The 10,993-nt window shown below is 66.5% G+C and carries 13 protein-coding genes; 9 read left to right on the top strand and 4 right to left on the bottom strand.

The features are described 5' to 3' along the window. Positions 1 to 119: 119 nt before the first annotated feature. From ACTHLF_RS14405 to ACTHLF_RS14390, 4 genes are all read right to left on the bottom strand, one after another. Positions 120 to 536, bottom strand: coding sequence for a hypothetical protein (locus ACTHLF_RS14405; protein WP_440328034.1), 417 nt, complete (start codon positions 534 to 536; stop codon positions 120 to 122). 21 nt (positions 537 to 557) lie between these two features. After that, positions 558 to 1,196 (bottom strand): uracil phosphoribosyltransferase, encoded by a 639-nt coding sequence (gene upp, locus ACTHLF_RS14400; protein ID WP_440328033.1) that lies wholly within the window; start codon positions 1,194 to 1,196, stop codon positions 558 to 560. A gap of 173 nt (positions 1,197 to 1,369) precedes the next feature. Further along, on the bottom strand, positions 1,370 to 1,678 hold the full coding sequence (locus tag ACTHLF_RS14395; RefSeq protein ID WP_440328032.1) for a PsiF family protein: 309 nt from the start codon (positions 1,676 to 1,678) through the stop codon (positions 1,370 to 1,372). A gap of 169 nt (positions 1,679 to 1,847) precedes the next feature. Then, a complete protein-coding gene (locus ACTHLF_RS14390; protein WP_440328031.1) occupies positions 1,848 to 3,344 on the bottom strand; it encodes an aminotransferase class III-fold pyridoxal phosphate-dependent enzyme in 1,497 nt (498 codons plus the stop codon). A gap of 246 nt (positions 3,345 to 3,590) precedes the next feature. Between ACTHLF_RS14390 and ACTHLF_RS14385 the strand changes: the two genes are divergently transcribed. The 9 genes from ACTHLF_RS14385 to ACTHLF_RS14345 form a co-directional block, all read left to right on the top strand. Beyond that, positions 3,591 to 4,511: an ABC transporter ATP-binding protein gene (locus ACTHLF_RS14385; RefSeq protein ID WP_440328030.1), complete on the top strand. Its 921-nt coding sequence runs from the start codon at positions 3,591 to 3,593 to the stop codon at positions 4,509 to 4,511. Then, positions 4,508 to 5,287: an ABC transporter permease gene (locus ACTHLF_RS14380; RefSeq protein WP_440328029.1), complete on the top strand. Its 780-nt coding sequence runs from the start codon at positions 4,508 to 4,510 to the stop codon at positions 5,285 to 5,287. Before ACTHLF_RS14385 ends, ACTHLF_RS14380 begins: the two co-directional genes overlap by 4 nt. A 36-nt stretch (positions 5,288 to 5,323) precedes the next feature. Beyond that, positions 5,324 to 6,490: a sensor histidine kinase gene (locus tag ACTHLF_RS14375; RefSeq protein WP_440328028.1), complete on the top strand. Its 1,167-nt coding sequence runs from the start codon at positions 5,324 to 5,326 to the stop codon at positions 6,488 to 6,490. 32 nt (positions 6,491 to 6,522) lie between these two features. Next, the gene (locus tag ACTHLF_RS14370; RefSeq protein WP_440328027.1) at positions 6,523 to 7,620 is read left to right on the top strand and encodes a sensor histidine kinase; all 1,098 of its coding nucleotides are present in this window, start codon (positions 6,523 to 6,525) and stop codon (positions 7,618 to 7,620) included. Next, on the top strand, positions 7,617 to 8,219 hold the full coding sequence (locus tag ACTHLF_RS14365; protein ID WP_440328026.1) for a response regulator transcription factor: 603 nt from the start codon (positions 7,617 to 7,619) through the stop codon (positions 8,217 to 8,219). Before ACTHLF_RS14370 ends, ACTHLF_RS14365 begins: the two co-directional genes overlap by 4 nt. 138 nt (positions 8,220 to 8,357) lie before the next feature. Continuing rightward, on the top strand, positions 8,358 to 9,392 hold the full coding sequence (queA, locus tag ACTHLF_RS14360; RefSeq protein ID WP_440328025.1) for a tRNA preQ1(34) S-adenosylmethionine ribosyltransferase-isomerase QueA: 1,035 nt from the start codon (positions 8,358 to 8,360) through the stop codon (positions 9,390 to 9,392). A 153-nt stretch (positions 9,393 to 9,545) separates the two neighbouring features. Further along, positions 9,546 to 9,863: an STAS domain-containing protein gene (locus ACTHLF_RS14355; protein ID WP_440328024.1), complete on the top strand. Its 318-nt coding sequence runs from the start codon at positions 9,546 to 9,548 to the stop codon at positions 9,861 to 9,863. 15 nt (positions 9,864 to 9,878) lie between these two features. Beyond that, positions 9,879 to 10,241: a response regulator gene (locus ACTHLF_RS14350; RefSeq protein WP_247334704.1), complete on the top strand. Its 363-nt coding sequence runs from the start codon at positions 9,879 to 9,881 to the stop codon at positions 10,239 to 10,241. 41 nt (positions 10,242 to 10,282) lie between these two features. Continuing rightward, positions 10,283 to 10,993: Hpt domain-containing protein (locus ACTHLF_RS14345; protein ID WP_440328023.1), on the top strand; the 711-nt coding region annotated here is incomplete at its 3' end.

Genomic DNA, 10,993 nt, shown 5'->3' with positions numbered 1-10,993 from the left:
AGTTGTACGCGACCCAAGACGCCCGCAATCCCCTGCGGCGGCGCTCCCCCTGTCAGGTCCGCCGCAGGATTTTGCCTCGCTTATGTGACAACCGAATGTGACGGGGCGCGTGAATGGGCTTACCGGAGCTCGCCGCGCTGGGCCAGGCGCCAGAGGTAAAGCGTGACGCCCACGGAAACCACGGCATCCACGATGTCACCATGGTGCATCACGATCCGTACGACGCTCCAGATCGCATGGATGCCCAGGATCCAGATGGCCGCCTTGCGCATGGCGACGAAGTACAACGCCCCAACCAGTGTCGAGAGCGGGAAGGCGAACAGGAACACTTCGCGAAGTGGGGATCGCTGCCCGTTGTTGAGCTCGGCGAAGTAGTCCATCCGGAACATGATCAGGACAATGCCGCCGACCCAGACCAGCGCGTAGGCCAGGAACAGCCATGCTGCAAGTGGCCGGCCCCCGTACCACCCACGCCTGGCCGCGGTGGCCTCACCCAGTCCCGCTTCGCCCACCGCGTACTGCTTCATTTCGTCCATGGCCTCCCCCCGAGGTCGTTATCAGTCGGCTTTCTGTTTCGTTCCGAAAATCTTGTCACCGGCATCGCCCAGGCCCGGCAGGATGTAGCCCAGTTCGTTGAGGTGGTCGTCGATCGAGGCGGTGTAGATCTCGATATCGGGATGGGCGGCCTCGATACGCGCCAGGCCTTCCGGCGCGGCCACGAGGAACAGGCCCTTGATGCGCTTTGCCCCCGCGGCCTTCAGCATGTCGACGGTGGCGACCAGGGTGCCGGCGGTCGCCAGCATCGGGTCGACGATGATCGCCGTGCGCTCATCCATGCGGCCGCTGAGCTTCTCGTAATAAGCCACCGGCTGCAGGGTCTCTTCATCGCGCTGCAGGCCGACGACGCTGACCTTGGCGGCCGGGATCATTTCGAGCACGCCCGTGAGCATGCCGAGGCCCGCGCGAAGGATCGGCACGATCGTGACCTTCTTGCCCTTGATATGGGTGACCTCGACCGGGCCGGCCCAGCCCTGGATGGTCTTGCACTCGGTTTCCATGTCCGCCGTCGCCTCGTAGGTGAGCAGCGCGGCGACCTCGGAAGCCAGCTCGCGGAACTCCTTGGTGCTGATGCCGGCGGCACGCATCAGGCCGAGCTTGTGCTGGATGAGGGGGTGGCGGACTTCGACGATTTTCATGAGCAGGGCCGGGCGGTGGTTTCGATGGGGCCATTTTCGCACGGCTGGGCCGCGTCACACGCCTATCGCGTAGGAGCCCACCCTGTGGGCGACGCCTTTCGTGGTACCGCAACAGGGCCTGTTGCCGTGCGACGAAAGATGTCGCCCACAGGGTGGGCTCCTACGGTGCGGGGCTAGCCTTTCAGGCAGCTGCTCATAAACGCCTTCCGCTCATCGCCCTTCAGCGTCTTGGCTTTCGGATCGGCGTTGCAGGCCTTCATCTTGTCCTGCTGGGTCATCTTGGCCGGCTGTTCGCCCTTCAGGCAGCTGCTCATGAAGGTCTTCCGGTCATCACCGGTCTTGCCGGTGGCCTGCGCGTTGCAGGTCTTCATCCGCGTCTGCTGCGGGGTCAGGTCTTTCTGGGCTTGCGGCTGCGCGGCTAAGGCGGAGCCAGCGAAAACGAAGAGGGCGGAAACGGCAAGGACACGAAACTGCACGCGCATGGCGAACCCCTACGTGACGCCGGTCAGCCCGGCGTCCGCGAGCTTACGCCTTTTCTCAAACTGTAGGAGCCCACCCAGTGGGCGACATCTTTTGTACATACGCCACAGGGTCTGTGGCGCTTCCGCGAAAGCTGTCGCCCACAGGGTGGGCTCCTACGGAAGGGCTGTGTCAGGCCGCCTGTTCGGCCGCGCGGCGCGGGCCTTCGAGCAGGGCGTGGCGGACTTCATCGATGATGAGGTCGACCTCGGCGCTGGTGACGCGGAAGTGCGGGGTGAAGCGCAGTGAGTTGGCGCCGCCATGGATCACGCCGATGCCGCGCTCGCGCATGTATTCCTCGGTGGAACCTTCGCCGTAGCACTTGAACTCGTTGGCGAGCTCGCACGAGAACAGCAGGCCGGTGCCCTGCACCTTGGTGATCAGGCCGCCCAGCTCGGACTTCAGGCCTTCCAGCTTCTGCAGAAATTCTTTGCCGCGCTCGCGGATGTTCTGGCGCACCTCGTCGGTGAGCTCGGCCATGGTCGCCACGGCGACATCCAGCGCGCGCGGGTTGGCGGTCATGGTGTTGCCGTAGATGCCCTTGCGGTACAGGCCGGCGACCTTCTCGGAGACGGCGAGCACGGAAAGCGGGTACTGGCCGGCGTTGAGCGCCTTCGAGAAGGTCTCGAGGTCCGGCGGGTCGAGCTTCTCGAAGCCCGGGTAATCGATGATCGACAGCACGCCATGCGCGCGCAGGCCCGCCTGGATCGAATCGACCAGGAGCAGGGTGCCGTGTTCGCGGGTGAGTTCGCGTGCAGCGGCATAGAACTCCGGCGTCACCGCACGGCCCGGGTCGCCTTCACCCATGACCGGCTCGAGGAACATGGCTTCGATGAACCAGCCGTTGCGGTCCGCATCCGCGAACGCCTGCTTCAGCGACGCGACGTTATACGGCTCGACCGTGATCAGCGTGTCCTCGTTACGGAAGCTGGCCAGGTGCTGCTGGTAGTTGCGGCGCGAGGAATCCGAATAGATCGCCGGGCGCTCGGTGCGGCCGTGGAAGGCACCCTTCACGGCGAGGCGCTTGATGGTGCGGCCAGCATGGCGTGCACCCGGGTCGGTCATGATGCGTGCGTTCACGTCGGCGATGCGGCCGGCCAGCGTCACTGACTCGGAACCCGAGTTCAGGCAGAGGAAGTGCGAGTAAGGGCTGCCGCCGCGGGTCTGGCCGAGTTCCTTGCGCAGTGCTTCGCACAGGCGGAGCTGCGAGACATTGGCGGTCATCACGTTGGCCATGACCTGCGGGCGCGACATCGCCTCGAGGATGTGCTCCGGGTTGTGGCCGAAGCCGAGCATGCCGTACCCGCCATCGTCGTGGAGCACGGCACCCTTAAGCGTCACCACCCACGGGCCGCGCGCGGCGGCTGGCACGTACGGGTTCACGCCATCATCCGGGTAGAAGTTCACCAGCCCGCACTGCAGGTGGTGGATCTGGGCGTCCTCATCCATGCGCAGGAACTCGCCCATGCTGGCGCGCAGGCCCTGGTGATAGGCGGCGGCCTCTTCGATGGCGCGGCGCAGGCTGGCGTCATGGGCGGCGAAGCGCTGGATGGTGGCATCGGGCAGGCCGGTGGTGCGGGCCTTGCCGCCGAAGTCGCGCATCTCGCGCAGGGTAGCGATGACGTCCATTAACCATTCCTCAGTGTTACGTGGTGAGGCGGCTTTGGATCGCGCCCGAGCGCGCTCCTACAGTGCCGCTGCAGATCCCTTAATGTGTCTCTAACTATCTATCTTTAAAGGGATTATTGACCCAGCATAGCATGCGCTTTTTTGCCCCGTAACCCCCGGGTGACGCTTGTCACATCCGCACAATGACGCAAGCGACTGCCGCCAAGGGCTTGCGTCCGTTTATGTTGCGTCGCAAGGGAGGACACCATGAACGAAGACACCTGCATCGCCCGCCTCGACGGCGTCCACAAGCGGTACGGCGCGGTCACCGCGCTGGACGGCATCCACCTCAACATCCATCGCGGCGAACTGCTGGCGCTGCTTGGCCCGAACGGGGCCGGCAAGACCACCAGCATCAGCCTTCTGCTGGGCCTGCAGCAGGCGGATAGCGGCACCGTCAGCCTGTTCGGCCGCGACCCTCACGAGATCGACGCCCGCCGCCGCATCGGCGTCATGCTGCAGTCGGCAAACCTGCCGCCGACGCTCAAGGTGCGGGAGCTGCTGCGGGTCACCGCCAGCTACTACCCGACCCCGCGCACCGTGGCGGAATGCGCAACGCTCGCCGGCATCACCGACCTGCTGGAGCGCCGCTACGTGGCGCTCTCGGGCGGCCAGCAGCGCCGGGTGCAGTTCGCGATGGCCCTGGCCGGCCACCCGGAACTGCTGTTCCTGGACGAGCCGACCGTCGGCATGGATATCACCTCCCGCCAGGCGCTCTGGGCCGCCATCCGTGGCCTGGTTGCCGGCGGCGCCTCGGTGGTGTTGACCACGCATTACCTGGAAGAGGCCGAGGCGCTGGCGGACCGGGTCTGCGTCATTGCGAAGGGCCGCGTCGTCACGGAAGGCACGGTGGATGCTTTGCGTGCCCACGTGGCGGTGCGCCGCATCCGCTGCCTCACGAGCGTTCCGGCGGAAACCGTCGCCGCATGGCCGGAAGTGGAGAGTGCGCTGTCGCAGCAGGGCCGCCTGGTCGTCGCGACCACGCAGGCCGAAACGGTCGTGCGGCGCCTGCTCGCGCAGGACGCCACGCTCGCCGAACTCGAAGTGCAGCGCGCCGGCCTGGCCGAGGCCTTCACCGAAATCACCCGCGACAGCGAAGCGGCCGATGCCGCGCAGGAGGCCGCATGAACACGCTCGAAGTTTCCGTCACGCCGGTGATGTCGTTCGGCCAGGTCGTGAACGCCTACGTCCAGGAAGCACGCGCCGAGGTGCTCCGCTACCTGCGCCTGCCGGGCTTCCTGCTGCCGACCATGCTGTTCCCGTCGGTGTTCTACCTGATGTTCGGCATCTTCCTCGCGCAGCACAATTCGCCCGATGCAGCGCGTTACCTGCTCGCGTCGTACGGCACGTTTGGCGTGATGGCACCCGGCCTGTTCGGTTTCGGCGTGTCGCTGGCCATCGATCGCGAGCAGGGCCTGCTCACCCTGAAACGCGCGCTGCCGATGCCGCCCGGCGCTTACCTGTTCGGCAAGATGTGCATGGCGCTGATGATGGCTGCGGTGATCACCACGATCATGCTGTGCCTCGCGATCTTCGGGGCGCACGTGTCGCTGGGCGCGGGCAACATCGCCACGTTCTTTATCACCGAGGTGCTCGGCGTGCTGGTGTTCTGTTCGCTGGGCTTGCTGATCGGCACGCTGGCGAAGGGGCAGTCCGCCCCGGGCCTGGTCAACCTGGTTTACCTGCCGATGGCCTTCCTTTCAGGCCTCTGGTTCCCGCTCTCGGTCATGCCGAAGTTCCTGCAGGCCATTGCGCCGCTGTGGCCGGCGTATCACCTCGACCAACTGGCGCTTTCGGCGATCGGCATGGGGCAGGGTGGCGAGCTGGTCCACGGCCTGGTGCTGGCTGGGTTCACGGTGGTCTTCCTCACGCTCGCCGCCCGTCGTCTGGCACGCCACGGTTGAAGTAGCATGCCTCACAGCACCGTCCCGGAAACGCCCATGTCCACGTCGTGGTTCACCCCGGCCCCTGATTCGCTCTGGCGTCGCCTCGAAGGCCGGGGGAAGGCTCGCATCGCCTCGCTGTTCAACCTGGTCTGGGTGATCTGGGCGTTCGCCGACGTGGGTTTCAACGCGAAGGTCGATGTTCACTGGTGGTGGGTGACAATCCTGTCCTTCACCACCTTCCTCGCGCTGTATGCGCTGGCCTACATCCGACCCTGCCGGGACACCCCGTGGTACGGGCTGGCCATGGCCCTGCTTGGCTACGTTACGATCGGCGTGAACTCCGCCGGCGGCACGTCAGACGTCATCTTCGCTGGCTCGTTCATGGCCTTCTCGGGCTCGCCCCGGGTGTGCGTCGCGCGCGTCCTGGCCGTGCTCGCCGGCTACATCATCGCTGCGAACGTGGCGCGCGACTGGGGCTGGCAGCCGACGCTCATCCTCGGCATGGTCTACCTGTTCGTCGCCATCGCGAACCTGCTGTGGCGGATCAACGGGCAAAAGGAATGGGAGCTCAAGCTTTCGCACGATGAAGTGCGCCGCCTCGCTGCCACCGCCGAGCGCGAACGCATTGGCCGCGACCTGCACGACCTGCTTGGCCACACGCTGTCGTTGATCACGCTGAAGCTGGAACTCTCGCGACGGCTGCTCGACCGCGACACCGATGCCGCGCGCCGCGAAATGGAAGAAGCCGAGCGTGTCGCACGGCATGCGCTGGCCGAGGTCCGCGCCGCCGTCACCGGCATCCGCGCGACTGGCCTGGCTGCCGAACTGGCTTCCGCGCGTGTCCTGCTCGGTTCGTCCTCGGTGACCTTCGATTACATCACCGAAGTACCCGTACTCCCGGCGCGCATGGAAAGCGAACTGGCCCTGGTGCTTCGCGAAGCCGTGGTCAACATCCACCGCCACGCGCAGGCGACCACCGCCGACGCGAAGGTCCAGGTCATCGGCAATGAGCTGACCCTGTGCATCGCGGACAACGGGCGCGGCACCGCAGGCTCCGAGGGCAACGGCGTGTGCGGCATGCGCGAACGCGTGCGCGCACTCGGCGGCACCATGTCGTTTGAATCGGCAAAGGGGAAGGGCACGCGGGTGATGATCCGCGTCCCGCTCACCGCGGACGAGCGCCGGGAGATGCCGGCCGAGTCGCGGAGGCTCGCTTCGTGAACTGGTGGAGGCATCCGCGGCCCGACTCCCTGATGGGGAGCCTGAATTCACCCGTCTACCTGCGCTGGACGTGCATCCTGCAGATGTTCTGGCTGGTAGCGCTGATCACCGCGCCGTGGTCTGTGAAGGGCTTTCAATGGGAATGGGTCCTCCCTTCGGTCCTCTCGATGTTCGTGTACGTGGCTTGCTACCTGCAGGTGTTCTTCGGGCCGCTGCGGCATATGGTTCGCAACGGGGCGACGGTCATCGGCATGGGCTTCGCGCTGTGGACGGTCAACCCGGTTGCGATCGGCTACGTGGTCATCTCGATCTCGATGCTGGCCTTTGCTACCACGCCCCGGCCCTGGTTGATCGCGACCACCGTCAGTAGTCTCCTCACCCTGCTGTGGGTGCACTGGTTCGATATTCCGGCCGTCCAGGCTTGGATCATGCCCTTCGTGGGCCTGGTCACCGGCTACGGTAATTACCTGTACGCGCGGACCATCCGCCGCGACGTGCAACTGCGCCTCACCCAGGAAGAAGTCACCCGCCTCGCGACGCTGGCCGAACGCGAGCGCATAGGCCGTGACCTGCACGACCTGCTCGGCCACACGCTGTCCTTGATCACCCTGAAATCCGAACTCGCGCGACGCCTCGCGATCGCAGATCCGCCACGCGCGCAACGCGAGATGGAAGAGGTGGAGCGCGTGGCGCGACACACGCTGGCCGAAGTGCGCAACGCGGTGACCGGCATGCGCGCGGGCGACCTCGGTTGCGAGCTGGTGTCCGCGCGGCTGATGCTCGAGGCATCCGGTATCGCACTGGCCGTCGAGAAACCCGCCGAGCTCCAGTTGCCTGCCCAGGCCGAGGCCGCACTGTCGCTCGTACTGCGCGAAGCGATCACCAATATTCACCGCCATTCCCGCGCCACCGAGGCGCAGGTCATCATCACCCAGGAAGGAAAGACGTTCTCGATGCGAATCACGGATAACGGTTGCGGCGGGCTCGCCGCGCACGGCAACGGCGTATCGGGCATGCGCGAGCGCGTGCGCCAGATCGGTGGCCGCCTCGCCATCGATTCACCGGCGAAGCAGGGCACCGCGCTCGCCATCGAGCTTTCCCAGGCCATGCTGAAGGAGCGCATCGCATGATTCGGGTCCTGCTGGCCGAAGACCAGGCGATGGTCCGTGGTGCGCTTTCCGCCCTGCTGAACCTGGAATCCGATATCGAAGTGCTCGGTTCCGCCGCCGACGGCGAAACCGCCTGGCGCGAACTGCAGCGGCTGAAACCCGATGTGCTGGTCACCGATATCGAGATGCCCGGACTGACCGGCCTCGAGATCGCCCAGCGCGTGCACCGCCACGAGCTGCCGATCAAGGTGGTGATCGTGACGACCTTCGCCCGCCCGGGTTTCCTGCGCCGCGCACTCGATGCCGGCGTCAGCGGCTACCTGTTGAAGGACGCGCCGGCCGAAAACCTGGCCGAATCGCTTCGCCTCGTCCACCGCGGCGGTCGCGCGATCGATCCGCAGCTGGCGCTGGAGGCATGGTCCGAAGCGGATCCGCTGAATGACCGTGAGCGCCAGGTGCTGCGCCTGGCGGGCGAGGGGCAGTCCGCCAGTGACATCGGCACCCAGCTGAACCTCTCCCACGGCACGGTCCGCAACTACCTCTCCGAGGCCATCGGCAAGCTCGGCGCAGCCAACCGCATCGAGGCCTACCGCCTCGCCCGCCAAAAAGGCTGGCTCTAGCGCGCTGCCCGTGTGGGAGCCGCTTCAGCGGCGAAGGGGGCTCGGACTGCAGGGTGGGAGCCAGTGCAGCCCCACGGTAAGACCCGGCCGTCCCGGATAAGCGATAATCCCCCATCGCTCCATCCCCGGCCGTACCCCGTGAAGAAATCCGATTTCGACTTCGACCTCCCGCCAGACCTGATCGCCCAGGCGCCGCTGGAGCGCCGCTCAGGCAGCCGGCTGCTCGTGGTGGACGTGGCGGCCCGCTCAAAGTCGAACCGGAAGTTCTATGACCTGCCCGACCTGATCCAGCCGGGCGACCTGCTGGTCTTCAATGACACCCGGGTCCTGCCGGCCCGCCTATACGGCCGGAAGGACAGCGGCGGCGCCGTCGAGATCCTGATCGAGCGTGTCACCGGCGCCCGTGAGGCGCGCGCCCAGCTGGGCGTGAGCAAGAAGCCGAAGGAGGGCGGGATCATCGAGCTCGCCGACGGCACGCGGATCACCGTGCTGGGTCGCGATGGCGAGTTCTTCAACCTGCGCTTCGAGATCGACGAGCCGCTGGAGCGGCTGCTCGGCCGCCTGGGCGAGATGCCGCTGCCGCCGTACATCGAGCGCAGCGCCGATGAGACTGACCTTGAGCGCTACCAGACGGTGTTCGCCCGCGAACCCGGCGCCGTCGCCGCGCCGACCGCGGGCCTGCATTTCGATGAAGCGCTGCTGGAAAAGCTGCGCAACAAGGGCGTGGATTTCGGCTACGTCACCCTGCACGTCGGCGCCGGCACGTTCCAGCCGATGCGCGCGGAGAACGTCCAGGACCACGTGATGCACCGCGAGTGGCTTAACGTCGGTGCCGAGCTGGTGGAGAAGATCCGCCACACCCGCGCCAACGGCGGCCGTGTGATCGCCGTGGGCACCACGGTCGTGCGCGCGCTGGAGAGCGCAACTGTCGAAGGCGTGCTGCGCCCGTTCGCCGGCGAAACGCAGATCTTCATCTTCCCCGGCTACAAGATCACCAGCATCGATGCGCTGGTCACCAACTTCCACCTGCCGCAGTCGACCCTGCTTATGCTGGTCTCGGCCCTTGCCGGCAAGGAAGCGATCCTGGACGCCTACCGCTACGCCGTCCTGCAGCGCTACCGCTTCTTCAGCTATGGCGATGCGATGCTGATCCTGCCGCCGCGGCCCGCATAAAGCATGTGGGATCGCGCTTGCGCGCGATGGGGGCTGGCCGCAAGCCATCGCGCGCAAGCGCGCTCCCACGGGAAACCCGGCACGCCGCGCCCTAAAGCTTTCCTTCACAGCGCCGATAAGCCATCCGAACGACCCCCCGGGCACGGTAAGAGCATGGCGAAGAAATCCTCCCAAGACGCAACCCCGGCGCCGCTTGCGCTGGAAGCGGACCTGCGTATCGGCGCCGCCCCGGCGCTGCGCGATACCCTGCTCGCGGCGCTCAACGCCGGCAAGCCCGTGCAGCTCGATGGCACGGCCGTGGCGCAGGCCGATGCGGCCGCGCTGCAGGTCCTTGCCGCGTTCAGCCGGGATGCCCGCGCGGCCAGCGTGCCGGTCGCCTGGGTGGGTGCCAGCGATACCCTTCGCCGTGGCGTCACGGTGCTCGGGCTTAATGCATTGATTGAACTGCCGGCCCCGGCCGGCGTGAACTGAAGGTAGAGCACTCCGATGGCTAAGATTCTTGCGGTAGACGACTCGGCTTCCATGCGCAGCATGGTCGCCTTCACCCTGCGTGGCGCCGGCCATGACGTCGAAGAGGCCGATAACGGCCGCGCGGCGCTGGACCAGGCGGGTGTGCACAAGTTCGACCTCGTGCTGGCCGACGTGAACATGCCGGTGATGGATGGCATCTCGATGGTGCGCGAGATGCGCACGATGGCCGGCTACAGCGGCGTGCCGATCCTCATGCTGACCACCGAGTCGGACACGAACAAGAAGATGGAAGGCAAGGCCGCCGGTGCCACCGGCTGGCTGGTCAAGCCGTTCGATCCCGACCAGCTGCTGGCCACCGTCGCCCGCGTGCTCGGTTAATCCACAGTTCCAAGCGTTCCGGTTTATTCCAGGGTTTACCCATGTCCAAAGTCGATCTGGCGCAATTCCACAAGGCGTTCCATGAAGAGAGCCTCGACGGCCTCGACGCCATGGAGCAGGCGCTCCTCGCGCTGGACGAGGGTGCGGAAGACCCGGAACTGATAAACGTCGTGTTCCGCGCCGCCCATTCGATCAAGGGCGGCGCGGCCACGTTCGGTTTTGCCGATGTCGCCGCGTTCACCCACGTGGCTGAGAACCTGATGGACGAGGTCCGTAGTGGCCGCCGCCCGATGGAAAAGGCCGTGGTCGAGTTGCTGCTGCGCTCGGGCGACATCATCCGCGACATGCTCTCGCTGCAGATGGCTGGCCAGCCCGGTGCCACCGCCGAGAGCCAGGCCCTGCTCGGCGAACTCTCGGCCATGGTCTCGGGCGGTTCCGCCGCCCCGGCCGCGGTCGCGAAGGCCGCCGCGCCGGCGGAAACCATCGAAGGCTGGGATATCGCGTTCCGTCCGTTCGATTACCTGCTGAAGACCGGCAACGACCCGGCGCGCATGTTCCGCGAGCTCGAGGCCATGGGCCCGCTCACGGTCACGGCCGACCTGTCGAAGCTGCCGCCGCTGGCGGAGATGGATCCCTCGTCGTCGTACCTTGCCTACCCGCTCAACCTTGCCGCCGGTGCCAAGCGCGCCGCCGTGGAAGGCGTGTTCGACTGGGTGGATGGCGATTGCGACCTCACGATCACCCCGCGTGTC

This window comes from Luteibacter sp. (assembly GCF_051958795.1).
Lineage (GTDB): Bacteria > Pseudomonadota > Gammaproteobacteria > Xanthomonadales > Rhodanobacteraceae > Luteibacter.
Note: the sequence above shows the minus strand (reverse complement) of the source record. Positions and strands in the feature narration are given on the sequence as shown.

Bases quoted from the DNA above. Each gene is read 5' to 3' on its own strand.
- ACTHLF_RS14405 (WP_440328034.1), bottom strand. From the start codon at position 536: ATGGACGAAATGAAGCAGTACGCGGTGGGCGAAGCGGGACTGGGTGAG.
- upp (WP_440328033.1), bottom strand. From the start codon at position 1,196: ATGAAAATCGTCGAAGTCCGCCACCCCCTCATCCAGCACAAGCTCGGC.
- ACTHLF_RS14395 (WP_440328032.1), bottom strand. From the start codon at position 1,678: ATGCGCGTGCAGTTTCGTGTCCTTGCCGTTTCCGCCCTCTTCGTTTTC.
- ACTHLF_RS14390 (WP_440328031.1), bottom strand. From the start codon at position 3,344: ATGGACGTCATCGCTACCCTGCGCGAGATGCGCGACTTCGGCGGCAAG.
- ACTHLF_RS14385 (WP_440328030.1), top strand. From the start codon at position 3,591: ATGAACGAAGACACCTGCATCGCCCGCCTCGACGGCGTCCACAAGCGG.
- ACTHLF_RS14380 (WP_440328029.1), top strand. From the start codon at position 4,508: ATGAACACGCTCGAAGTTTCCGTCACGCCGGTGATGTCGTTCGGCCAG.
- ACTHLF_RS14375 (WP_440328028.1), top strand. From the start codon at position 5,324: ATGTCCACGTCGTGGTTCACCCCGGCCCCTGATTCGCTCTGGCGTCGC.
- ACTHLF_RS14370 (WP_440328027.1), top strand. From the start codon at position 6,523: ATGGGGAGCCTGAATTCACCCGTCTACCTGCGCTGGACGTGCATCCTG.
- ACTHLF_RS14365 (WP_440328026.1), top strand. From the start codon at position 7,617: ATGATTCGGGTCCTGCTGGCCGAAGACCAGGCGATGGTCCGTGGTGCG.
- ACTHLF_RS14355 (WP_440328024.1), top strand. From the start codon at position 9,546: ATGGCGAAGAAATCCTCCCAAGACGCAACCCCGGCGCCGCTTGCGCTG.
- ACTHLF_RS14350 (WP_247334704.1), top strand. From the start codon at position 9,879: ATGGCTAAGATTCTTGCGGTAGACGACTCGGCTTCCATGCGCAGCATG.